Annotated in this window: 19 protein-coding genes; 17 read left to right on the forward strand and 2 right to left on the reverse strand. The window is 71.2% G+C overall.

The annotated features are described in order from the left end of the window. Window positions 1–2 precede the first annotated feature (2 nt). The 5 genes from BLS97_RS16255 (at window position 3) to BLS97_RS16275 (ending at window position 9,237) form a co-directional block, all read left to right on the forward strand. Entirely contained in the window at window positions 3–968 is a 966-nt protein-coding gene (locus BLS97_RS16255; RefSeq protein ID WP_090477605.1) for a DUF389 domain-containing protein, read from the forward strand. Window positions 969–1,062: 94 nt separating this feature from the next. Continuing rightward, window positions 1,063–4,431: a transglutaminase family protein gene (locus BLS97_RS16260; RefSeq protein ID WP_090477607.1), complete on the forward strand. Its 3,369-nt coding sequence runs from the start codon at window positions 1,063–1,065 to the stop codon at window positions 4,429–4,431. Between the two features lie 154 nt (window positions 4,432–4,585). Then, window positions 4,586–7,201 carry a circularly permuted type 2 ATP-grasp protein gene (locus tag BLS97_RS16265; RefSeq protein ID WP_090477609.1) on the forward strand — a complete coding sequence of 872 codons (2,616 nt, stop codon included), beginning with the start codon at window positions 4,586–4,588 and terminating at the stop codon, window positions 7,199–7,201. Next, window positions 7,198–8,067: a transglutaminase family protein gene (locus BLS97_RS16270; protein ID WP_090477612.1), complete on the forward strand. Its 870-nt coding sequence runs from the start codon at window positions 7,198–7,200 to the stop codon at window positions 8,065–8,067. Before BLS97_RS16265 ends, BLS97_RS16270 begins: the two co-directional genes overlap by 4 nt. A 168-nt stretch (window positions 8,068–8,235) precedes the next feature. Then, complete coding sequence (locus BLS97_RS16275) at window positions 8,236–9,237, forward strand: zinc-binding metallopeptidase family protein (protein WP_090482409.1); 1,002 nt, start codon at window positions 8,236–8,238, stop codon at window positions 9,235–9,237. Window positions 9,238–9,276: 39 nt separating this feature from the next. Here BLS97_RS16275 and BLS97_RS16280 read toward each other — a convergent pair whose 3' ends face one another. Continuing rightward, window positions 9,277–10,449, reverse strand: coding sequence for a hypothetical protein (locus BLS97_RS16280; protein ID WP_157695475.1), 1,173 nt, complete (start codon window positions 10,447–10,449; stop codon window positions 9,277–9,279). A gap of 193 nt (window positions 10,450–10,642) precedes the next feature. On the opposite strand from BLS97_RS16280, the gene BLS97_RS16285 reads away from it, so the two are divergent. From BLS97_RS16285 to BLS97_RS16305, 5 genes are all read left to right on the forward strand, one after another. After that, window positions 10,643–11,554, forward strand: coding sequence for an ABC transporter ATP-binding protein (locus BLS97_RS16285; RefSeq protein WP_090477616.1), 912 nt, complete (start codon window positions 10,643–10,645; stop codon window positions 11,552–11,554). Between the two features lie 7 nt (window positions 11,555–11,561). Beyond that, window positions 11,562–12,362: an ABC transporter permease subunit gene (locus tag BLS97_RS16290; RefSeq protein WP_090482412.1), complete on the forward strand. Its 801-nt coding sequence runs from the start codon at window positions 11,562–11,564 to the stop codon at window positions 12,360–12,362. Window positions 12,363–12,500: 138 nt separating this feature from the next. Further along, window positions 12,501–12,908, forward strand: a complete 408-nt coding sequence (locus BLS97_RS16295) for a nitroreductase/quinone reductase family protein (RefSeq protein WP_090477619.1) — start codon at window positions 12,501–12,503, stop codon at window positions 12,906–12,908. A 285-nt stretch (window positions 12,909–13,193) separates the two neighbouring features. After that, window positions 13,194–14,495 carry a replication-associated recombination protein A gene (locus BLS97_RS16300; RefSeq protein WP_172832385.1) on the forward strand — a complete coding sequence of 434 codons (1,302 nt, stop codon included), beginning with the start codon at window positions 13,194–13,196 and terminating at the stop codon, window positions 14,493–14,495. Beyond that, window positions 14,492–15,460, forward strand: coding sequence for a quinone oxidoreductase family protein (locus BLS97_RS16305; protein ID WP_090477623.1), 969 nt, complete (start codon window positions 14,492–14,494; stop codon window positions 15,458–15,460). The genes BLS97_RS16300 and BLS97_RS16305 overlap by 4 nt, the downstream gene beginning before the upstream one ends. Before the next feature lie 15 nt (window positions 15,461–15,475). Here BLS97_RS16305 and BLS97_RS16310 read toward each other — a convergent pair whose 3' ends face one another. Continuing rightward, a complete protein-coding gene (locus BLS97_RS16310) occupies window positions 15,476–16,003 on the reverse strand; it encodes a DUF2231 domain-containing protein (RefSeq protein WP_172832289.1) in 528 nt (175 codons plus the stop codon). 166 nt (window positions 16,004–16,169) lie between these two features. On the opposite strand from BLS97_RS16310, the gene BLS97_RS16315 reads away from it, so the two are divergent. The 7 genes from BLS97_RS16315 (at window position 16,170) to BLS97_RS16345 (ending at window position 23,258) form a co-directional block, all read left to right on the forward strand. After that, window positions 16,170–16,550: a hypothetical protein gene (locus BLS97_RS16315; RefSeq protein WP_157695476.1), complete on the forward strand. Its 381-nt coding sequence runs from the start codon at window positions 16,170–16,172 to the stop codon at window positions 16,548–16,550. Between the two features lie 92 nt (window positions 16,551–16,642). Next, entirely contained in the window at window positions 16,643–19,336 is a 2,694-nt protein-coding gene (gene alaS / locus BLS97_RS16320) for an alanine--tRNA ligase (RefSeq protein ID WP_090477628.1), read from the forward strand. A gap of 65 nt (window positions 19,337–19,401) precedes the next feature. After that, window positions 19,402–19,824 carry a Holliday junction resolvase RuvX gene (gene ruvX / locus BLS97_RS16325; RefSeq protein WP_231988143.1) on the forward strand — a complete coding sequence of 141 codons (423 nt, stop codon included), beginning with the start codon at window positions 19,402–19,404 and terminating at the stop codon, window positions 19,822–19,824. Beyond that, on the forward strand, window positions 19,821–21,122 hold the full coding sequence (mltG, locus tag BLS97_RS16330) for an endolytic transglycosylase MltG (RefSeq protein ID WP_090477632.1): 1,302 nt from the start codon (window positions 19,821–19,823) through the stop codon (window positions 21,120–21,122). The genes ruvX and mltG overlap by 4 nt, the downstream gene beginning before the upstream one ends. Then, window positions 21,119–21,982 (forward strand): shikimate dehydrogenase, encoded by an 864-nt coding sequence (locus tag BLS97_RS16335; protein ID WP_090477634.1) that lies wholly within the window; start codon window positions 21,119–21,121, stop codon window positions 21,980–21,982. Before mltG ends, BLS97_RS16335 begins: the two co-directional genes overlap by 4 nt. Continuing rightward, window positions 21,979–22,566 (forward strand): hypothetical protein, encoded by a 588-nt coding sequence (locus BLS97_RS16340; RefSeq protein ID WP_090477638.1) that lies wholly within the window; start codon window positions 21,979–21,981, stop codon window positions 22,564–22,566. Before BLS97_RS16335 ends, BLS97_RS16340 begins: the two co-directional genes overlap by 4 nt. A gap of 62 nt (window positions 22,567–22,628) precedes the next feature. Then, window positions 22,629–23,258 (forward strand): prepilin peptidase, encoded by a 630-nt coding sequence (locus tag BLS97_RS16345; protein ID WP_090477641.1) that lies wholly within the window; start codon window positions 22,629–22,631, stop codon window positions 23,256–23,258. Window positions 23,259–23,260 lie beyond the last annotated feature (2 nt).

The raw sequence follows: 23,260 nt of genomic DNA on the forward strand, positions 1-23,260 counted from the left end.
GGGTGTCCCACCTGCGACTGCTGGTCCCGGCCGAGCTCAGCGCCGCCGTCCTGGCGCTGCTCGGCCGGTACCCCGGGGTCGCCCACCTGACCCAGGTGCGCGGCGCGTCGCTGGCCCCGGCCGGGGACCTGATCGAGCTGGACGTGGTCCGCGAGGCGGCCGACGAGCTGATCGAGGAGCTGCAGCAGCTCGGTCTGTCATCGGCCGGCGCCATCTGTGTGTCGCCGGTCGACCTCTCGTTGTCGGCTGGGTCGATCCGGGCCGAGCGGCAGGCACCGGGTAACTCCCCGGACTCGGTGATCTGGCAGCAGGTCGAGTCCCGCACCGGCACGGACTCCGCACTGTCCGGCACCTTCCTGGCCTTCCTGACCATCGCCGCCCTGCTGGCCGGGATCGGCGTCGTGCTGGACTCGCCGATCACCGTGGTCGGGGCGATGGTGGTCGGACCGGAATTCGGCCCGTTGGCGGCGATCTCGGTCGGGCTGATCCGGCGCCGCCCGCGGCTGGCCCGGCGGGGCTTCGTCACGCTGGCGGTCGGCTTCCCGGTGGCCATGCTGTTCACCGCGGGGGCGGCCTGGGTGGGGGCGAGGACCGGGCTGGTGAACGCGGGCGAGCTCGCGACCAACACGCAGACCGAGTTCATCTACAAGCCGGGTGTGCTGTCCCTGGTCGTGGCCCTGCTCGCCGGGGCGGCCGGCATGCTCAGCACCACCAGCGGCAAGTCGGCGGCGTTGGTCGGGGTGTTCATCTCCGTCACCACCGTCCCGGCGGCCGGGTACGCGGCGGTGGCCACCGTGTTCGGCGAATGGCACCAGGTCTGGGGCTCGGCCCTACAGCTGTTGATCAACCTGATCGGCATCGTGGTGGCCGGAGTGGTCACGTTGTTCGTCGTCCGCCGGTTCGACGTGTTCCGGGCCGCACGTCGCGGGCGCCGAGCGCGTTCCAAGTTGGAAACACGGCTTCCCTAGAGTTCAGCCGTTGCCGTGTGTCCGCCGACGCACTGCGGTGTTGCGCCCGCCTCGGCGCGAGTGGAAGAGCAGCTTCGTTACCGAGAGGAACTCCGTGGGCATCAAGGTCGCGCTGGAACACCGGACCACCTACAAGTTCGACCGGCTGGTCACCATCAACCCGCACGTCGTCCGTCTGCGTCCGGCGCCACACTCCCGCACCAAGATCGAGTCGTACTCCTTCACGGTGACCCCGGCCGATCATTTCCTGAACTGGCAGCAGGACCCGTTCGGCAACTTCCTGGCCCGGCTGGTGTTCCCGGAGCGCGCCACGGAGCTGTCGATCACCGTCGGCATCGTCGCCGACCTGCAGGTGTTCAACCCGTTCGACTTCTTCATCGAGGAGTACGCCGAGTTCTACGGGTTCCGTTACGCCCCTGACCTCATCGCCGACCTCGAGCCGTACCTGCGTCCGGTCGACGAGGCCGAACCCGGCAGCGGGCCCGGCGAGGTGGTGCGCAACTGGGTGGCCGGCCTGAACATCGCCCCGAAGACCCGCATGATCGACTTCCTGGTCCAGATCAACGCGGCCGTCCAGGGCGACGTGGGGTACTCCGTCCGGATGGAACCCGGTGTGCAGACCCCGGACCACACGCTGACCACGGCCATCGGTTCCTGCCGGGACTCGGCCTGGCTCCTGGTTTCCGTGCTGCGGCAGCTCGGCCTGGCCGCCCGCTTCGTCTCCGGCTACCTGGTCCAGCTCGCGTCGGACGTCCCGTCGCTGGACGGCCCGTCCGGACCGCCGGCCGACTTCACCGATCTGCACGCCTGGTGCGAGGTGTTCGTTCCGGGCGCCGGCTGGATCGGGCTGGACGCCACGTCGGGGCTGTTCGCCGGGGAGGGGCACATCCCGCTCTCGGCCACCCCGCACCCGTCCAGTGCGGCCGCCATCACCGGGACGACCGGCATCGCGCAGACCACCCTGGAGTACTCCAACACCGTCATCCGGGTGCACGAGGACCCCCGCGTGACGCTCCCGTACTCGCCCGACCAGTGGGCCGCGATCCAACAGCTGGGTACCGACGTCGACCGGCGGCTGGCCGAGGGCGACGTCCGGCTGACCATGGGCGGCGAGCCGACCTTCGTGTCGATCGACGACTTCGCGGCCCCCGAATGGACGGTCGCCGCTGACGGCCCGGCCAAGCGGGAACGAGCCGGCGTGCTGGCCAACCGGCTGGCCGAGATCTACGCCCGCGGCGGCCTGGTCCAGCGCAGCCAGGGCAAGTGGTACCCGGGTGAGCCGCTGCCCCGGTGGGCCATCTCGTTGTACTGGCGGACGGACGGCGTCCCGCTGTGGCGGCAACCGGCGCTGCTGGCCGATCCGTGGGCCAGGCCGGCCGGGACCGCCGCGGCGGATCCCTTGGCGCCCAAGGTGAAACTCCCGGCCCCGACCCCGGGGCAGGTCAGTGTCGCGCAGGCGTTCGCGCAGGCCGTCGCGTCCAGCTTCGGGCTGCCGGACTCGCAGGTGCGCCCGGCCTACGAGGACGCCGTGGCCCGGCTGGCCCAACAGGTGCGCCTGCCGGCCGGGGAACCGCCGGTCGACCTCGACCCGGACGCCGACGGGCCGGATCGGCGAGCCGAACTCGTCGCGGCCTTGGACGGTACGGTCCACCAGCCGACGGCCTTCGTGCTGCCGCTGTGCCGGGTCACCCCCGAGGGCGCCGACGACGAGGTGTGGGGAAGCCCGAACTGGTCGTTGCGCAGGGGCCGGATCGTGCTGCTGGCCGGTGATTCGCCGGCCGGTCTGCGGCTACCGCTGGACTCCGTGTCCTGGGTGCCGCCGGAACCCCCGGTCGAATCGGACCCGCTGCGCACCAAGGCCCCGCTCAACCCGGAGCCGCACCACGCGGTGGTGCTGGACGATCCGGCCGGGTTGCCGACGACCGCACTGGTCGTCGAGCAGCGGGGCGAGCACTTGTACGTGTTCCTCCCGCCGTTCGAGGAGCTGGACCCGTTCGTCGAACTGATCGGCCTCATCGAGGACGCGGCGCGCACCCTGCGGACCGCCGTTGTCATCGAGGGATACGCGCCGCCCCCGGACTCGCGGCTGACCAGCATGTCGGTGACCCCCGATCCGGGGGTCATCGAGGTCAACGTGCAGCCGACGTCCAGCTGGGCCCAGCAGGTGGAGCTGGCCACCACGTTGTACGAGCAGGCCCGGCAGACCCGCCTCGGCACCGAGACGTTCGCCGTCGACGGCGTGCACGGCGGTACCGGCGGGGGCAACCACATCACCCTCGGCGGCGTCACCCCGGCCGAGTCCCCGCTGCTCCGCCGCCCCGACCTGCTGGTCTCGCTGCTGACCTACTGGCAGCGCCATCCGAGCCTGTCGTACCTGTTCTCCGGACGGTTCATCGGCCCGACGTCACAGGCCCCCCGGGTCGACGAGGGCCGTCCGGAATCGGTGTACGAACTGGAGATCGCCTTCGCCGAGATCGAGCGCCAGACCGCGACGGACGGGACGTCGTCGCCGTGGATCATCGACCGGGCGCTGCGGCACCTGCTCACCGACCTCACCGGCAACACCCACCGGGCCGAGTTCTGCATCGACAAGCTCTACTCGCCCGACTCGGCGCGAGGCCGGCTCGGCCTGCTGGAGCTCCGCGGGTTCGAGATGCCGCCGCACGCCCAGATGTCGCTGGTGCAGGCGCTGCTGGTGCGCTCGCTGGTGGCCCGCTTCTGGGAGAGGCCGTTGAAGGCCCGGTTGATCCGGCACGGAGAGAACCTGCACGGGCGGCACCTGTTGCCGCACTTCGTCATCGCCGACATCGCGGCGGTCGCCGCCGACCTGCGCGATCACGGCATCGACTTCGCGACCAGCTGGTTCGATCCGTTCACCGAATTCCGGTTCCCCCGGATCGGCACGGTCAGCGTGGCCGGCGTCGGCATCGAGTTCCGGTCGGCCATCGAACCGTGGAACGTACTGGGGGAGGAAGCGACCGCCGGTGGCATGGCGCGCTACGTCGACTCGTCGGTGGAGCGGATGCAGGTGCTTCTGGACGGCGCCGACCGCGGCCGTCACGTGCTGACCTGCAACGGGTATCCGGTGCCGCTGATGGACACCGAGACCCCGGGCCGCCAGGTCGCCGGCATCCGGTACCGGGCCTGGCAGCCGCCCAGCGCCCTGCACCCGAGCATCGCCCCCCACGCCCCACTGGTGTTCGACCTGATCGACACCGACACCGGGGTCTCGCTGGGCGGCGCGACGTATCACGTCGTCCATCCGGGCGGGCGGTCCTACGACACCCCGCCGGTGAACGCCCTGGAGGCCGAGGCCCGCCGGACCAGTCGGTTCGAGGCGTCCGGCCACACCAGCGGCACGGTCGACGTTGCGCTGATCCGCGAGCGGGCGGCCCGGCTGGCGGTCGATCAAGCCCCCATCGGCCTCCTGGACCTGAGGCGGGCCACCGCCATCGGCCGGTGAACACGGTGGCGGACATCCGGTTCCGAACCGTCGGCGACGGCCCGTTCGGTGGGTCGACGCGGTCGGGGCGGCGCCGTCCGTGCGTCACAATCATCCCCGTGACCACCATCCCCGCGATCGCGTCTCTCGCCCGCGCCCCCGGGATGCGCCGCCGATGACGGCGGTCCTGCGGACCGGCGCCGAGTCGCTGGTCGAGCGCTACCTGAGCCGGTACGGGATGTTCGCGCCGGTCGATTCGGACACCCCGCGCCGGTACGACGAGATGACCGGGACCTCGGGCGTGCTCCTGCCCGGATGGGCCGAGATCGCCGGGGCCCTCGACTCGATCGGCCGGGACGGTCTGGCCGCCCTGACCGACCTGGTCGACCGCAAACTCGAGGACGACGGCGTCACGTACACGCCGGTCAGCGCCGGGCAGCAGGCGGCCACTCCACCGGACGCGGCCGCGGTCGCGCCGCAGCGGTGGGAGCTCGATCCGGTGCCGCTGCTGATCGACGCCGGCGACTGGGCCCGGCTGGAATCGGGCCTGCGGCAGCGGTCGGTGTTGCTCGACGCGCTGTTGACCGACATCTACTCCTCGCGCAGCGTGCTGACCGGCGGTCTGGTGCCGCCGGAGCTGATCTTCGAACACGACCACTACCTGCGTCAGGCCCACGGGATCAGGATTCCCGGGGCGCACCAGTTGTTCTTCCACGCGGTGGATGTGTGTCGCGGCCCGGAGGGCGCATTCCAGGCGCTGGGCGACCGGACCCAGGCTCCGAGCGGGGCCGGATACGCGATGGCCGACCGCCGGGTCGTCTCCCGGGTGCTGCCCGAGTTGTTCCGGCGCAGCGCCCCCCGAGGTTTGGGCAACTTCTTCCACAGCATCCTGGGGTCCCTGCAGGCCGTGGCCCCGACCGGCGCGGAGAACCCGCGGATCGTCGTGCTCAGCCCGGGGACCCACTCCGAGACGGCGTTCGACCAGGCGTTCCTGGCGTCGATGCTGGGCCTCCCGCTCGTGGAGAGCGCCGACCTGACCGTCCGCGGCGGGCGCCTGTGGATGCGGGCCCTCGGGCGGTACGAACCGGTGGACGTGGTGCTGCGGCGGGTCGACGCGAACTGGTCCGATCCGCTGGACCTGCGTCCGGATTCCCAACTCGGGGTGGTCGGGCTCACCGAGGCCTGCCGTCGCGGCACCGTCACCGTGGTGAACAGCCTCGGCAGCGGTGTCCTGGAGAACCCGGGGCTGTTGCCGTACCTGCCCGCGCTGGCCCGAGAGCTGCTCGGCGAAGACCTGAAACTGCAGTCGGTGCCGACCTTCTGGTGTGGTGAGGCAAGCGGCCTCTCCCACGTGCTGGCCCACCTGGACGACATGGTGCTGCGCCCCACCGGCGCCGGCGCATCGGTGGTGCCCTCCTTGCTCAGTCAGGGCGAGCAGGACGCCTGGCGAACCCGGCTGGCGGCGGAACCGACCCGCTGGGTGGGGCAGCAGCGGGCGACCTTCTCCGAGGCACCGGCGGTCGGCGCCGACGGGTTGGCGGCGCGACGCGTCGGGATGCGGCTGTTCACGGTGGCGCACCAGTCCGGGTACGTCGCCATGGCCGGTGGCCTGGGCCGGGTCGTCAGCGATGTGGCCTCGCCGCCCCGTGATCACACACCCGGGCCGTCCGTGGCCAAGGACATCTGGGTCCGGTCCGTCCGGGCCGAGCCGACGTCCGGCGCCGAACCGGTCAGCCGGCTGGACTCCGGCCCGCTGGTCGAACCGGTCGAGATGGCGGCCGCCGCGTCACCGCGGGTCCTGGAGGACCTGTTCTGGCTCGGCCGGTACGCCGAGCGGACCGAGGACCTGACGCGGCTGCTGATCACCGCCCGGGGCCTGGCCGACACGTTCCGGTTCCGTCCGTACGACGTCGGCGCCGGCTCGGTCCCGGTGCTCCTGACCGCGGTGACCGCTGTTTCGGCCGCCTATCCGGCACTGGCCCAGGGACAAGACCCGGCCTTCCGGCTGCGTCAGGTGGTGCTCGACGCCGCCACCCCGGGCACCGTGGCCCAGTCGCTGGCCGGACTGCAGGAGACGGCCCGCGCCGTTCGCGACCAATTGTCGGGCGACACCTGGATGGTGCTGGCCGGGGTCGACCGGGCCATCGCCGAACTGGCGGCGACACCGGACGACACCGGCGCCGTCCTGCAGTCCACGCACGCCGCGATCCTGTCCGGGATGCTCGCGCTGTCCGGTCTGGCCAGCGAGAACATGGTCCGCGACCCCGGTTGGCGCCTGATGGACATCGGCCGCCGGCTGGAGCGCGGCCAGCAACTGGCCGCCCTGCTCCGAACCACGCTGACCCGGGTGCACCCGGCCGACGTCGAGAGCATCGTCATCGAGTCGGTGCTGGCCGTGGCCGAGTCCGGGCTGACCTACCGCCGTCGCTACCGCGGCCGGGTCCAGGTCGGGACGGTGCTCGAGCTGCTGTTGCTCGACGCCGGCAATCCCCGTTCGCTGGCCTATCAGGTGAACGCGATCTCCGAGGACCTCAGGATGCTGCCGGAGGCCTCGGGTACCAGCCGACCCGAGCGGCTCACCGAAGAACTGGCGACCACGTTGCGGCGGGCCCGCCCAGCCCAGATGGACGACGTCGACGCCGCCGGCACCCGGCCCGAACTGGTTGATTTCCTGGCCCACGTGCACGACGCCCTGCGCAATCTGGCCGATGCCGTTGCGACGTCACATTTCTGGCGGTCCCGACCGATGTTGCCGCTCGGCCAGGAGATCCGCCCCGGGTACGGCCGATGAGCACGCACCGGCGATACCGCATCGAACATCGCACGGCTTACCACTACTCGGACACCGTCTCGGCGTCCTACGGGCGGGGCTATCTGCGTCCGCGGGAGCTGCCGTGGCAGGACTGCGAGCAGTACAGCCTGGTGATCGAACCGACGCCGTCCGACGCCGCCGACTCCACCGATGTCTACGGCAACGTGGACAGCTACTTCCACGTCACCAGTTCGCACACCGACCTGGTGGTCACCGGAGTGTCGGTGGTGCAGGTACGACGGCCCGAACTCGACCTGGCCGCGGCCGCCCGTCCATGGGAGGAGGCGCAGGTCGGTGCCGTCGATGCCGAAGGGGTCGAATTCCTGCTGGCCTCGCCGTACATCCAGATCACCGACGAGGTCCGGGAGTACGCGGCCGTCAGCTTCACCCCCGGCCGGCCGGCCGGGGAGTCTCTCCTGGACCTGGTGCACCGCATCCACGCGGACTTCCGGTACCGGTCCGGGGCGACGACCGTCGGCACCCCGATCCCGAGGATCCTGGCCGAGCGGGAGGGCGTCTGTCAGGACTTCGCCCACCTGGTCGTGGCCTGCGCCCGGGCCCACCGGGTGCCGGCCCGCTACGTCTCCGGATACCTGGCGACCGACCCGCCGCCCGGCCGGGAGCGGATGGTCGGGGTGGACGCCAGCCACGCGTGGGCGGCGGTGCGCCTGCCCGGTGGCCACTGGCTGGCCGTCGATCCGACCAACGATCAGCTGGTCGACGAGCGATACACCACGGTCGCCTGGGGCCGGGACTACGGTGACGTCCCGCCCCTGCGAGGAGTGATCTTCACCGATGCCGAAACCAGCACCATGAAGGTCGCGGTGGACGTCGCGCCGCTGTGAGGGTGTGGCCTGCACGGCAATCGGGTTTGGCCGGCCGGATCACGGGAATCGTGCTGACGCGCGATCTGCGGGCGGGCCACTAGGGTTTCGTCCGGACGCGCCCGAGCATCGCCTGAACCGAACCGATGAAGCCGACCGCCTGGGCCGGAGATGGATGGACACCACCACATGCGCGACTTCCTGTGCCCCAACTGCGGCCAGCGGCTGGCCTTCGAGAACTCCGTCTGCCTGAACTGCGGCAGCAACCTGGGCTTCGACCTCGACGCCCGGGACTTCGTACTGGTCGGCCCCAGCGGCCTGACCGGCGAACAACCGCCTCGCCGGATGTGCGCCAACCTGAACATCGCGTCCTGCAACTGGGTCGTGCCCATGGACGCGCCGACCGGATTGTGCCGCTCGTGCGCACTCACCCGGACCCGCCCGTCCGACGCCGACCTGGTGGCTCTGCCGGAGTTCGCCGCGGCCGAGGCGGCCAAGCGTCGACTGGTCGTCGAACTGGTGGAACTCGGCCTGCCGATCAACGGCCGGGACGTCGACCCGGAGTTCGGGTTGTGCTTCGACCTGCTCTCCAGCGAGCACGAGCAGGTGATGACCGGCCACGACAACGGCGTCATCACCCTCGACCTGGCCGAGAGCGACGACGTGCACCGGGAGCAGCTCCGGGTGTCGATGGACGAGCCGTACCGCACCCTGCTCGGACACTTCCGGCACGAGATCGGGCACTACTACTTCTCGGTCCTGGCCGAGCAGTGGCCGACCCGCGGCGAGTTCCAGACGCTGTTCGGTGACCCGGACGCCGACTACCAGCAGGCGCTTGACCGCCACTACTCGCAGGGCGCCCCGCCCGGATGGGAGGACACCTACGTCTCGTCCTACGCCACCATGCACCCGGCCGAGGACTGGGCCGAGACCTTCGCCCACTACCTGCACATCCGCGACACCATCGACACCGCAGCCGCTTTCGGTATCGCCCCGGCCGGCGCGACGGTGGACCGGCCGCTGGCCGGCGACGCCGGGTTCGATCGCATCATCGAGCTGTGGCTGCCGCTGTCGTGGTCGCTGAACATGATCAACCGGTCGATGGGGCACCAGGACCTCTACCCGTTCGTGCTGCCGCCGGCCGTGCTGCGCAAGATGCGTCTGGTGCACAAGCTGGTGGCGGCCGCGTAGGACCGGCCGGTGGTGTCGCGCCCGTCCGGAGGACGTGGGTCAGGCGCGGCCCGGCCGGACTGCGAGTTGCCGCACCGCCGGCAGCGCGATGCCCAGGTCGGTGATGCGGCCGGTGAGCGGATCGACCGCCGCGATCCGTCCCTCGTCGGTGGCGATGAACAGCCACCGGCCGTCGGGGGAGAACACCATTCGGGTCGCGTCGGGAATGCCGAGTGACCGCGGCAGGGTGGTGCGCGTCCCGTCGCCGAGGTCGAGCAGGGTCAGCTCCATCGACGAGGAGGTATCCGCCCCCGGGGTCACCATCACCGCGCGACGGTTGTCGGGCGAGACCAGGCCGGCACCCATCGAGCTGGCCACGGCGTGAGCCAGCGCCTTTCGTCGAGAGGTCATCCGGTCAACGACCGAGGTGACGCACGAGACGTCCGGATCGCACTTCGTGACCACCATCGTTCGGGCGTTGATCGCGTCCAGGGTGCCGCCGGTCAGCAGCCGGGTCCTCGACGTGCCGCCCAGGAAGACGCCGCGCTCGCCGGAGAAGAACAGAATCTGCCCGGCACCGTCCGATGCGGCGCTGACCACCGAACTGTCGGCCGGGGCAGCGGCCGTGACAGCCGACGGGTGACCGGCCCAGTCGGTCAGCGTCAACGCGCCGGAGCCGCGTCGGGCCTGCGTCCACAGATGATCGCGGTCCGGTCCGGGCAGGGCCGGGCCCCCCACGGCCAACACTCCGGGGAGCGCCCGGGCCGGTGCGCCGTCCGGGACCTCGTATCCGGGCACGTAGTCCAGCGGACGGACGATCACCCCCTCCGGCCCGGCGAGGAAGCTGACCGGACCGGAACTGGCCAGCGACGGAACGCCGGTCCTGGTCACCCGGCCGCGGGCCGCCTCGATCCGGATGACGCTGTCGTCGCTCCGCGCGAACAGCTCCCATCCGGCCGTGACCCCGAGGACGGAGTGGTGCAGGTCCACGACGACCGGTGCCGGGCCGGCCGCTCGGGTCACCAGCGGGACCGAGGTGGCACCAACGGGTCCGCGGGTCTGGGGGCTGGACCGCGTGGTCGGAACCACCTTGGGCACCGGGATGGACAGCGGGGTGCGGGGATGCAGCACGACCGCGACGACGATCACCCCCACCAGCCCGAGCCCCAGCAGTGGCCACCAGCGGGTCAGGGGTGGCCGCCCGTCTCTCGTACCGCCGCCGGTTTCGCCCACGGGCCGATGATCCGTCCTGGGCCCGGTGTTGTCACCCGGGGATCCTGGTGGCTCGCCGCAGACGGGACCTTTGCCTCTGCCGGTCCGGACCGGTGCCCGGTGAGAATCGGACGTGCGGGCTCCGGCCACGCCCGGTCCAGGTGCGGCGGCCGTGGACGTTCCAGCGCAGGACACCTTCTCGAGCGGAGGAAGCATGGGAGACGAGGCGGTGGTCCGGACGGCCGCCCTGAGCAAATCGTTCAAGGGCACCGTCGCCCTGCGGGACGTCGACCTGACCATCGAGCGAGGGGAGATCTTCGGCTACCTGGGACCCAACGGGGCGGGTAAGACCACGACCCTGAGGCTGCTGATGGGCATGTTGCGGCCGACCAGCGGGCGCGCCACCGTGCTGGGCCAGGATGCCTGGCAGCACGCCGTCGACGTGCATCGCCGGGTCGGCTACCTCCCCGGTGAGCCCGCCCTGTACGGCAAACTGACCGGGCACCAGCACGTGTCCTACTTCGGCCATCTGCGCCGGGACCCGGACAACAAGTCGGCCGCCCGACTGGCTGCCCGGCTCGACCTGGAGCTGGATCGACCGGCCCGGGAACTGTCGAAGGGCAACCGGCAGAAACTGGCCCTGGTGCTGGCGATGATGTCCGGCCCCGAACTGTTGATCCTGGACGAACCCACGAGCGGGCTCGACCCGATCGTGCAGCAGGAGTTCCACACCCTCCTGCGGGAGCACACCGAGGCCGGCGGCAGTGTGCTGCTCTCCTCCCACGTGCTGGGCGAGGTGCAGCGGGTGGCCGACCGGATCGGGGTGGTCCGCGCGGGCCGGTTGATCGCCGTCGAGCGGATGGCCGATCTCCGGGTGAAGTCGCTGCATCACGTGGCCGCCCGGTTCACCGACGAGGTAGGCGCGGAGGAGTTCAGCTCGGTGGACGGCGTCCGGGACCTGGTGGTGGCCGGCCCGGCGATGACCTGCATGGCCACTCAATCGGCGCTCGACGGGCTGCTCCGACAGGTCACCCGGCACCGGGTGGTCGACCTGGACTGCGCCGAGGCCGATCTGGAGGAGACCTTCCTGGCCTACTACGGAGGTGGCGATCACGATGCCACTTGAGGGGACCGTGCTGCGCAACGTCACCGCCAAGACGCTGTACGACCAGCGCCGCAGCCTGCTCGCCTGGGCCGTGTCGCTGGTGTTGCTCATTGCCATGTACATCGCCATCTGGCCGAGCATCCGCGACCAGCCGGCCATGACCGACTTCCTCAACAACATGCCGAAGGCCATGCGCTCGCTGTTCGCGATGTCCGGCGCCGACATGAGCACCCCGATCGGCTACCTCAAGGTCGAGGTGCTCTCCCTGATGGGGCCGCTGCTCGTCCTGATCTACGCGATCACCGCCGGATCGGCATCGGTCGCCGGTGAGGAGGACCGGCACACGCTGGATCTGCTGATGGCCAACCCGATCAGCCGCACGCGTCTGGTGCTGGACAAGGCGGCCGCCATGATCGCCGGAACTTTGCTGCTGGCCGGGGTCATCGCGGCCGCTCTGCTCGTCGAGAGCCCGCTGGCGGGCATGACCCTGCCGGCCGGCCGGATCATCGCCGCGATGATCCACCTGGCCCTGCTGGCCATGGTGTTCGGATCCCTGGCGTTGGCCGTCGGCGCGACCACCGGCCACGTCGTCGCCAGCCGGGCCGTGCCCGCGGTGACGGCCGTGATCGCTTACATCGTCAACGGTCTCGGCCCGCAGGTGTCCTGGCTTGCCCCCTTCCAGAAGTTCTCGCCGTTCTACCAGTACTCCGGGCACGACCCGTTGATCAACGGTCTGTCCTGGCCGGCGGTACTGGTGGCGGTCGGCACCGTCGCCGTCCTGACCGCACTGGGCGTGGCTGGGTTCCGCCGCCGAGATGTGGCGGCCTGAGCCGACCCGGCCCGGAGTCCGTTTTCCGGCCGGGCGGGCCCGGGCGTTCGGGGACCTTCGGCTCTGGGCCGGCCGGCCGGCTTCTCGCAGGATCGGCAGCGTCATCGCGTCGAGCGTCGTCCGTCGAAAGGTCTCGTCATGAGCTACCAGAAACCGAACCCACTCACCCGCTGGGTCGTCAATCCGCTGATCAACCTGACGCACGCCGGGGGAGCGGAGACCCTGACCGTGGTCGGCCGTCGTAGCGGACGCTCCCGCGACGTGCCGGTGATCCCGGTGCGGGTCGGCGAGTCCCGCTACCTGGTCTGCCCCTACGGCCAGACCGACTGGGTGCGCAACCTGCGGGCCGCCGGCCGGGGCGAACTCCGCGGCCACGGCGTCGCCGAGCCCTTCGTCGCATCGGAAGTGCCGGTCGCGGAGCGGGCGCCGGTGATCGATGCCTACCGCGCCGTCGCCGGCCGGGTGGTGGAACCCCTCTTCCGCGACCTCCCGGATCCGGCCGACCACCCCGTGTTCCGGATCGAACCGGTGAACGCGCCGACCTGAGTCGAGGCCACCCGGTAGCTGGCGGCTTCTCTACCACCCGGGACGCTCAGCGATCTGTGACCGCGGGCGACGGTCCCGGATGCGTCGGCCCGGAGCCGGCGGCCCGGGTGCGGACGGCACCGGGTGGTCGGTGCTGCCCGGTAGCCTCGCGTCGTGACCGATATCGAACCAGGGCTGTTCGGCCCCGAGGCCGGACCGTCCCCGGCCCGCGGGGCCGGCATCGACCCGATCGCGTCGGTCCGCCCACCCGATCGGTTCGACCCGCAGGCGCCGCTGGCCGTGCGCATGCGGCCGCGCACCCTGGACGAGGTCGTCGGCCAGACGCATCTGCTCGGCCCGGGCGCCCCGCTGCGCCGGCTGGTCGAGGGCGGCTCGCCGTCGTCCATGCTGCTGTACGGCCCGCCCGGGACCGGCAAGACCACGATGGCGACCCTGGTCGCCGGGGCCACCGGGCGGCAGTTCGCGCAGTTGTCCGCGCTCAATGCGGGCGTCAAGGAAGTCCGGCAGGTGATCACCGACGCGGCCGCCGCCCTCCGTCGCACCGGTGAGCAGACCGTGCTGTTCATCGACGAGGTCCACCGCTTCTCCAAGACCCAACAGGACTCACTGCTCGGTGCGGTGGAAAACCGGACAGTCATTCTCATCGCGGCCACCACGGAGAACCCGTTCTTCTCGGTCGTCTCCCCGTTGTTGTCGAGATCCCTTGTCCTGCAACTGCAACCGCTTACCGAGGACGAGGTCGGTCAGTTGCTCGACCGGGCCGTGACCGACGAGCGAGGCCTGGGCGGCGCACTCCGACTGTCGCCCGAGGCCAGGTCGCACATCCTGGCCCTGGCCGGTGGCGACGCCCGGCGGGCGCTGACCGCGCTGGAGGCGGCCGCCGACAGCGTGCAGGACGAGGGCGGTACCGAGATCGGCCTGACCGCCGTCGAACGGGCGGTCAACCGGGCGGCCGTGCGGTACGACCGCGACGGGGACCAGCACTACGACGTCACCAGCGCGTTCATCAAGTCGATCCGCGGCAGTGATGTGGACGCGGCCCTGCACTACCTGGCCCGGATGCTGGAAGCGGGAGAGGACCCGCGGTTCATCGCCCGCCGGTTGATGATCCACGCCTCCGAGGACATCGGAATGGCCGATCCGACGGCCCTGCCGGTGTGTGTGGCCGCCGCTCAGGTGGTGCAGTTGGTCGGGCTGCCAGAGGCCCGCATCGGATTGGCCCAGGCCACCATCCACCTGGCCACGGCGCCCAAGTCGAACGCCGTCGTCGAGGCCATCGGCGCGGCCATGGCCGACGTGCGGGCCGGCAAGGCGGGCCCGGTCCCGCCCGCACTGCGCGACGGGCACTACCCGGGGGCGGCCAAACTGGGCAACGCGCAGACGTACGTCTATCCGCCGAGCGTGCCCGGAGGGGTGGCCACACAGCAGTACCCGCCGGACGAACTGGTCGGCCGCGACTACTACACGCCCGTCGGCCGAGGGGCCGAACGGTCCATCGCCGAGCGGTTGCCGGTGCTCCGCCGGGTCATCCGCGGCATCAGGGACAAAGGCATCAAGGACACCGTCGAGACGAAGGGCAAGTCATGACCGTAGCCATCAGCGTCCAGCGGGCCGGTGGGCCCGAAGTACTCCAGATCGCCGAGGTCGATCTGCCCGCCCCCGGGCCGGGGCAGGCCCTGCTCGAGGTGGCCGCGGCCGGGGTGAACTTCATCGACATCTACCGCCGCAGCGGCGTCTATCCGGTGGAGTACCCGTACACGCCGGGCCACGAAGGGGCCGGGCGGGTACTGGCCGTCGGTCCCGGGGTCACACTCGTCGAGGTCGGCGACCGGGTCGCCTGGTGCGATGTCCCCGGTTCCTACGCCGCCCGGACCGTCGGCGCCGTCGACCGGCTGATCCCGGTGCCGGACCCGGTCGACGACCAGCAGGCCGCCGCCTTCCCGCTCCAGGGGCTGACCGCGCACTACCTGGCCACCGATTCCTATCGGATCCAACCCGGCGACACCGTGCTGATCCACGCCGGGGCCGGCGGCGCCGGGCTGCTGCTCACCCAGATCGCCAAGATCAAGGGGGCGACCGTCATCACCACCGTCTCCACCCCGGCCAAGGCCGAACTGTCCCGGCGGGCCGGTGCCGATCACGTCCTCGTCGGCTACGACGGCTTCGCCGGTCAGGTCAGAGACCTGACCGGGGGAGCCGGCGTCCAGGCCGTCTACGACGGGGTCGGCAAGGACACCTTCGACGGGTCCATGGACGCCCTCGCGCGACGGGGGACGCTCGTCCTGTTCGGCGGGTCGAGCGGGCAGGTACCTCCGGTGGATCCGCAGCGGCTCAATCGCGGCGGATCGTTGTCTCTCACCCGGCCCACCCTGGGCGACTTCACGGCCACCCGGGAGGAACTCCTGGCCCGGGCCGACGACCTGCTGACCTGGATCGCAGACGGCCGGCTGCACATCACCGTCGGCGCCACCTACCCGTTGGCCGACGCCGGGCGGGCGCAGGAGGACCTGGCCGCGCGCCGTACCACCGGGAAGCTGCTGCTCATCCCGTAGCCGGCGCGGCCGACCTCACGTGGTCGGGCAGGTGTCACCGACGTAGGGCTGGGCGCAGAAGTTGGACGACCACGCCGCCTTCGCGCCGGAGTCACCGATCCGGTACACCTGCACCGTCGCGACGACGGCGACCGCGACGGCCAGCACGCCGACCGCGATGCGCACCCCCACCGATCCGAGGGCCGGGGCACTCCCGGATCGGGCGGCCAGCACCGGCAGCCCCCAGACCAGTGCGGCCAGCAGGAACAACCCGGCCGTCCAGGGCAGCAGCTGGTCGCCGAGCTGGGCGTGCCGGACGATCAACGGGTTGCTGAACCCGTGGAACACCCTGGCCTGCAACCAGGTGCCGGCGTGGGTGGTGATGGGCACGCAGACCAGGGCCAGCAGCGCCACGATCGGCGTCGTCACTCCGAGACGGCGCCGGGCGGCCGGCCACAGAACGGACACGACGGTGATCACGGCGGCCAGCGGGACGGCGATCACCACCAGATGGATGAGCAGGATGTGCGTGGGCAGCCCGTTGAACTCGTTCACGTTGATCATCATGACGGACCGGACCGGGCCGACCCCGAAGGCCCCCGCGGGTCAGGACGTGGTCCGCGTCACCGCCGGGAACGGGCGGCGAAGTATTGGCCGCCGGATCTCCTCAGGTGGCCGGGTAGGCTGGCCCTGCTGTCTCATGCGGACCTTCGAAGGGAAAATGGCCACCGTGAAGCGCATCTACTACTTCTCCGCAGGCATCGCCCTGGGGGCGGTGGCCACCCGGCGGACCCGCCGGGCCAAGGAAGCCGCCCGGGCTGCCCTCGCGGCGAAGTTGACCCCGTCGGCGATCGCCGCCGACGTCGCGGATGCCATCGCCGAGCTGGGCAACGCCCTCGGGTCGTTCGCCGCCGACGTGCGGCAGGGGGCGGCCAACCGCCGGGCCGCGTACCGGCCGATGATCGACAACGCCACCGGCGCGGTCGCCCTGTTGGCCGCCGACCAGGTCGGACCCACGCCTCCGATCGGTGCGGACGGTAACGAGGTCATCGTGGCCTCCGACCGGATCGACGCCGACGGTGCGCCGGTCCGGGGCCGTCGGAGCGCCTGAACCGCGCCAACTGCCTGCACCGGGACGCCGCCGCGCGCCCGTGCTCTGTCACTCGCATGCCTTGAGTACGACCAGCGTAGAAGAAGGACACCTTGCAGACCCACGAGATCCGACGACGATTCCTCGACCACTTCGAGCGGGCGGGCCACACCTTCGTGCCCTCCGCCTCGTTGGTGTCCGACGATCCCACGCTGCTGTTCACCGTCGCCGGCATGCAGCAGTTCAAGCCGTACTTCCTCGGTCAGAGCACGCCCCCGTTCCCGCGGGCGACCAGCGTGCAGAAGTGCGTACGCACGCTGGACATCGACAACGTCGGGATCACCACCCGGCACAACACGTTCTTCCAGATGGCCGGCAACTTCTCGTTCGGTGACTACTTCAAGGCCGGTGCCATCAAGCACGCCTGGGACCTGGTCACCGGGTCCCAGGAGTCGGGCGGCTACGGCTTCGACCCGGACAGGATCTGGGTGACGGTCTACGAGACCGACGACGAGGCGATCCGGCTCTGGCAGGAGATCGCCGGGTTGCCGGCCGAACGTATCCAGCGCCTGGGGATGGCCGACAACTTCTGGTCGATGGGCACCCCCGGGCCCTGCGGCCCGTGCTCGGAGATCTATTTCGACCGCGGTCCCGAGTTCGGGCCCGAGGGTGGGCCCGCCGTATCCGATTCCCGCTACCTGGAGATCTGGAACCTGGTCTTCATGCAGGACATCCGCGGAGAGTCGATCGGTGGCGGGAAGGACGACTTCCCCATCCTGGGTCCGCTGCCGCAGCAGAACATCGACACCGGCCTCGGCGTCGAGCGTGTCGCGTTCCTGCTGCAGGGAGTCGACAACGTCTACGAGACCGACCTGTGCCGACCCATCATCACGGCGATGGAGGAGGCATCGGGGGTCAGCTACGGCAAGCCCGAGCATGCCGACGGCACCGCGCACATCGACGACGTGCGGATGCGGATCATCGCCGACCATTCCCGATCCGCCGTCATGTTGATCTCCGACGGGGTCACTCCGGGCAACGAGGGCGGTGGCTACGTGCTCCGTCGGCTGATCCGGCGCGCCGTGCGCTCGGCCCGCCTGCTCGGCGTCACCGAGCCGGTGATGGCCAGGCTGGTGAAGGTCGTGTCCGACCTGATGAGCCCGTCCTACCCGGAGATCGCCGACGACTACGCGCGCATCGAGCGAGTCGCGGTGACCGAGGAGAACGCCTTCCTCAAGACCATCGCGTCCGGCTCGAAGCTGTTCGAGACGGCGGCCGAGAAGACCAGGGCCGCCGGCCGCAGCCAGGTGTCCGGGTCGACCGCGTTCCTGCTGCACGACACCCAGGGCTTCCCGCTGGACCTGACCCTGGAGATGGCGGCCGAAGCCGGCCTCACCGTCGACACGCAGGAGTTCGACCGGCTGATGCAGGAACAGCGCAGCCGGGCCCGGGCCGACTCGAAGGCCCGAAAGGGCGGTCTGAACGACCTGACCGTCTACCGGCAGCTGCTGGACGCCGGCCCGACCGAGTTCACCGGTTACACCGAACTGGAATCCGAGGGCACGGTGCGCGGCGTCATCGCCGACGGCGCCCGCATCCCGGCGGCCGGCGAAGGACGGACCGTCGAGGTCGTGCTCGACCGGACGGCGCTGTACGCCGAGTCCGGCGGCCAGGAGTCCGACGCCGGAACCATTGTCGGGGAAGGTTTCTCGGCCCAGGTGCTGGACGTGCAGAAGGTCGACCGCAAGCTCTGGGTCCACAAGGTCCGGATCCTGCACGGCGAGCTGACCGAGGGTGCGGTCGTCCGCTCGAAGGTGGACCCGGAATGGCGGCTGGGCGCCCGCCAGGCGCACAGCGGCACCCACGTCGTGCACGCGGCCCTGCGACAGGTGCTCGGGCCGGAGGCCCTGCAGGCCGGTTCGTACAACAAACCTGGCTACCTGCGGCTCGACTTCTCCTGGAACAGCCCCCTGTCGGCGGACACCCGCAGCGAGATCGAGGACGTCTCCAACCGGGCCGTCCGCAACGACCTCGGAGTCCGGGTGCTCTACGGCACCCAGCAGGAGGCGTCCGACATGGGTGCGATCGCCCTCTTCGGCGAGACCTACGACGACACCGTCCGCATCGTCGAGATCGGCGGCCCGTGGTCGGTCGAGCTCTGCGGCGGTACCCACGTCGAGCACTCCAGCCAGATCGGCCCGATCGCGCTGACCGGCGAGTCGTCCATCGGGTCCGGCGTGCGCCGGGTCGAGGCCGCCGTCGGCCTCGAGGCGTTCCACCGCCTGACCTCCGAACGTGCCCTGCTGAACGCCGTCGCCGGTTCGCTCAAGGTGCAGCCGGCCGACCTGCCGGCCCGGATCGAGACATTGGTCGAGCGGTTGCGGACGGCCGAGAAGGAACTGGAGAAGTTCCGCGCGGCCGCGGCGCTGGCCTCGGCCGGCACCCTGGCCGACGCGGCGGCCCCGGTCGGAGCGGTGCACCTGGTCGCGGCGGCCGCCCCCGAGGGCACGACGGCGGCCGATCTGCGGACGCTGGCCACCGACGTCCGCGGTCGTCTGAACGGACGCCCGGCCGTGGTCGCGCTGTTCGCTCCGGCCGGCGATGCCGTCTCGTTCGTCACGGCGCTGACCTCGGAGGCCACCGCGGCCGGGCTGAAGGCCGGTGACCTGGTTAAGTCCTTCCTGCCGGCGATTGCCGGACGGGGCGGCGGCCGCCCGGACATGGCGCAGGGTGGCGGCACCAACCCGGCCGGCATCGCCGATGCCGTGGCCGCCCTGAAGGGGGTCCTCGGCGGCGTTCCGTCGTGAGGCCGTCTTCGCCGGCCCACGGCCCGGGGAGCAACCCGGATTTCGTCAGGGGTGTACGGCTGGGCGTGGACGTCGGTACCGTGCGGGTGGGCGTCGCACGGAGCGACCCCCACGGAATTCTGGCCACCCCGGTCGCGACCCTGCCCCGGGACGAGACGGGTGGTTCGGATCTCGCCACACTGCGCGATCTGGTCCTGGAACATGAGGTCGTGGAGGTGGTCGTGGGTCTGCCCCGAACGCTGCGTGGTGCCGTCGGCCCGGCGGCCGCGGCGGCCCGGAGCTACGGCGACCGGTTGAGCGCCCTGATCGGCCCGGTCCCGGTGGTCTACGTGGACGAGCGGCTGACCAGTGTCACGGCCAACCGGGTCCTCGCCGAGCGGGGAATCCGGGAGAAGGACCGGCGAAGTGTGGTCGATCAGGCGGCCGCGGTGGCGATCCTGCAGATCCGTCTCGACGCCATCAGCGCCGCGCAGCGGAGCCGCGGATGAACGACCACCTGGGGCTGTTCGGCCGGGAGGAGGAGACCGGGGAGCTCGACCTCAACGACCTCCGGGCGGCGCTGTCCAAGACGGCGTCCGCCACGACGCCGGATCCGGTGCGCGTCCTGCCGCGCCGTGAGATCCGGGCGGCCCGGCAGGCCGCCGCCCGCCGTCGCAAGCGGCGGATCCGGCAGACCACCCTGGCCATCGTGGTCCTGGCCCTGCTGGTCGGCGGCGTGGTGGTCGGGTTCAAGCTGTGGCGCAAGGACTCCACCGCTGTCGCCGATTTCGTCGGCAACGGTACGACTGATGTCGTGGTGCGGGTGCAGAGCGGAGACTCGCTGACCGACATCGCCCAGACGCTGACCGAGGACGGTGTGGTGGCATCGTCGGCCGCGTTCATCAACGCCGCCTCCGACAACAGCGACATCAAGAGCATCAAGGTCGGCTACTACAAGGTCAAGCTGCACGCCTCGGCGGAGGCGGCGGTCGACGCCATCTCCGACTCGAATGCCCAGGTCGGCCAGCTGCGGATCATTCCCGGCCTGCGCCTGGAGGACACGAAGAACAAGGCGGGCGAGGCCGTACCCGGATACATCTCGCTGATCACCAAGGCGGCGTGCGTCCCGCTGAACGGCGTCGCCAACTGCTTCAACGCCGACCAGCTGTGGAAGGTCGCCGAGACGAGCGATCCGACCGCCCTCGGCGTCCCGAGCTGGGCGGTGGCCGGTATCCGGGCCGCGCCGGACCCGAAACGACGCCTCGAAGGCATGCTGGTTCCGGGGGACTACGACATCGCGCCCGGAACCGATCCGGTGGCCGTCCTGCACGATGTGGTCAGCCAGTCCGCGACCAACTGGGACCAGACGGATATCGTCGCCGGGTCGAAGCTGCTGGGCCGTGACCCCTACCAGGTGCTCACCGTTGCCTCCGTCGCGCAACGGGAAGGCACCAACTCGATCTACGGCAAGGTGTCGCGGGTTGTGTACAACCGCCTGGCCATCAACATGAAGCTGCAGATGGACTCCACCGTGTCCTATGCGCTCGGTCTGTCCACCGTGGCCACCACGAGCCGGCAACGGGCCACCGCGACGCCCTACAACACCTACCTCAACACCGGCCTTCCGCCGACGCCGATCACCTCGCCCGGGACGAACGCCCTGGACGCTGCGCTGAATCCGGACGACGGCAAGTGGCTCTACTTCGTCCAGGTCGACCGGCAGGGCGACTTCTGCTTCTCGGTCACCGGGGAGGAGCACAACAAGTGTGTCGAGCAGGCCCGGGCGGCCGGCGTGTTCGACGAATGATCTCCCGTCCCGGCACCGAGGCCCGTCGGGCCGCTGTGCTCGGCTCCCCAGTCGACCATTCGTTGTCGCCGGCCCTGCACCGCGCGGGGTTCGCGGCGATCGGATTGACCGGATGGACGTACGAGAAGATCGAGTGTGACGGCGAGCGACTCCCGGCGCTGGTTGCCGCTTGCGGGCCGGAATGGGCCGGGTTCTCGGTGACCATGCCCGGCAAGTCGGTGGCCGCCGCGGTGGCCGACGTCCGGAGTCCACGCGTCATCGAACTCGGGGTGGCCAATACCCTCTACCGCGGCCCAGCGGGTTGGTACGCCGAGAACACCGACGTCGACGGCGTGACGGGTGCGCTGAGCGCGGTCGGGCTGGCCCCGCGGAGAGTGCTGGTGCTCGGTGGCGGTGGCACGGCTCGATCGGTGGTGGCCGCCCTGGCCGAGATGGGAGTGGCGGAACTGATCGTGGCCGGCCGTCGTCCGCAGAGCACCGCCGACTGCGCCGCGCTGGCCGCTCGCCTCGGCGTCGAGGTCACCGAATGCGGCCTCGACGAGGAATCGGTGTCAGCGGCGGCCACCGGTGTCGACCTGGTCGTGTCGACCATCCCGGCCGGGGGAGCCGACCATCTGGCCGATGCTCTCGCCGCGGTACCCGCCCTGTTCGACGTCGTCTACCACCCGTGGCCGACCCCGCTGGCCGCGGCCTCACCGGCCGGCCGCGTCACCGTCACCGGCCTGGACATGTTGCTGCACCAGGCGTTCCGCCAGTTCGAGTTGTTCACCGCCCGGGCCGCACCCCGCGCGCAGATGAGGGCCGGCCTGCGGGCCGCCAGCGGCACGGAGCTGCCGTTGCCGATCGGGACGCCCGGGTGAACGCCACCCGCGCCCGGACGCGCCGGAACCCACGCGAGAGCCGCCCGGTCGACCACAGCAAGAACCTGCGGCTGGTGGCCGCCCTGGTCACCATGCTGGCCGCCGCCGCGTGCATTCTCGCGTCCACGTTGACCTGGCTCGCCCTCCCGGACGGGGCCGGGCACACCACGTTCGTCTCCGGTTGGGGCGCCATCTCCGGCGGGAGCCAGATCGCCGGGCAGAACATCAACGACGCGGCCAACGGCAACGGGTCCTTCCGACCCGGCCTGCTGGGCGTCATCATCGGTGGATTCGCGCTGTTGTCGGCGATCGCGCTGGCCCTGCCGGCGTACGGCCGGAAGCCGAACCGCATCCCGGCCTCGGTGCTGACCCTGTGCGGGCTGGGCGGCCTGGCCTGGGGCATCATCCGCATCGTGGCGCCGAACTCCTTGGCCCTGCCCGACTCCAGCGGGTTCACCAGCGGCGCCGGTCCATGGCTCCTGGCCGGCGGTTCGCTGATCTTCCTGGTGACGGCGGTGGTGGTCTTCCTGGGCCGGCTCGACCCCCCGACCCCGATCGGACGTCGAGGTGGCCGGCCGGCCTAGGGCGGTGTCCATGCGTGTGGACAACCCGCGCCGCTGACGGCCTCGCGTGAGAAGGTGGCCAGGTGTCGGGGGTCCAGTTGGTGGTTGTCATGCTGTCGGCGGTCGGCGGCCTCGCGGCCGGGTGGGGCGCTCGACAACTGCTGGCTCGTCTGCGGCGGGGCGTGACCTTGGCTCCGGGGCCACTCGAGCTGGGGACGGCCGCCGTGGTCGCGTCGAGCGTGGCGATCGGCTGGGCCCGGCCGACGCTGGCCCTGATCCTGCTGGCCGGCTGGCTGCTGGTGCTGCTGACCCCGGTCGATCTGGTCCACCACCGGCTGCCGGACGCGGTCACGCTCCCGGCGCTGCCGGTCGCGGCGGTGACCGTGGCCGTCACGTACCTGCTCTCCCATCCGTCCGGTTCGGTGAACCGTGCGGTGCTGGTGGCGGCGGTGCTGTGGGCACTGTTCGCGGCCACGGCACGAATCCGGCCGGCTGCCATGGGCCGGGGCGACGTCAAGTTGATCCCCACCATCGGGCTGCTGACCGGATACGTCTCGCTCGGGGCGGCCGTGGTCGCGCTGGCCCTGGCTTGCGTGCTCGGGGCCCTGGCATCGATCGTCGGCATGCTGGCCGGCCGACTCGAGCTCAAGTCGTCGATCGCCTTCGGGCCGTTCCTGCTGGTCGGCGGGTGGGCCGCCCTGCTGATCGCCTGAGC

This window comes from Nakamurella panacisegetis, assembly GCF_900104535.1.
GTDB classification, from domain to species: Bacteria; Actinomycetota; Actinomycetes; order Mycobacteriales; family Nakamurellaceae; genus Nakamurella; species Nakamurella panacisegetis.

Bases quoted from the DNA above. Each gene is read 5' to 3' on its own strand.
- BLS97_RS16265 (WP_090477609.1), top strand. From the start codon at position 4,586: ATGACGGCGGTCCTGCGGACCGGCGCCGAGTCGCTGGTCGAGCGCTAC.
- BLS97_RS16270 (WP_090477612.1), top strand. From the start codon at position 7,198: ATGAGCACGCACCGGCGATACCGCATCGAACATCGCACGGCTTACCAC.
- BLS97_RS16275 (WP_090482409.1), top strand. From the start codon at position 8,236: ATGCGCGACTTCCTGTGCCCCAACTGCGGCCAGCGGCTGGCCTTCGAG.
- BLS97_RS16285 (WP_090477616.1), top strand. From the start codon at position 10,643: ATGGGAGACGAGGCGGTGGTCCGGACGGCCGCCCTGAGCAAATCGTTC.
- BLS97_RS16295 (WP_090477619.1), top strand. From the start codon at position 12,501: ATGAGCTACCAGAAACCGAACCCACTCACCCGCTGGGTCGTCAATCCG.
- BLS97_RS16300 (WP_172832385.1), top strand. From the start codon at position 13,194: ATGCGGCCGCGCACCCTGGACGAGGTCGTCGGCCAGACGCATCTGCTC.
- BLS97_RS16305 (WP_090477623.1), top strand. From the start codon at position 14,492: ATGACCGTAGCCATCAGCGTCCAGCGGGCCGGTGGGCCCGAAGTACTC.
- BLS97_RS16310 (WP_172832289.1), bottom strand. From the start codon at position 16,003: ATGATCAACGTGAACGAGTTCAACGGGCTGCCCACGCACATCCTGCTC.
- mltG (WP_090477632.1), top strand. From the start codon at position 19,821: ATGAACGACCACCTGGGGCTGTTCGGCCGGGAGGAGGAGACCGGGGAG.
- BLS97_RS16335 (WP_090477634.1), top strand. From the start codon at position 21,119: ATGATCTCCCGTCCCGGCACCGAGGCCCGTCGGGCCGCTGTGCTCGGC.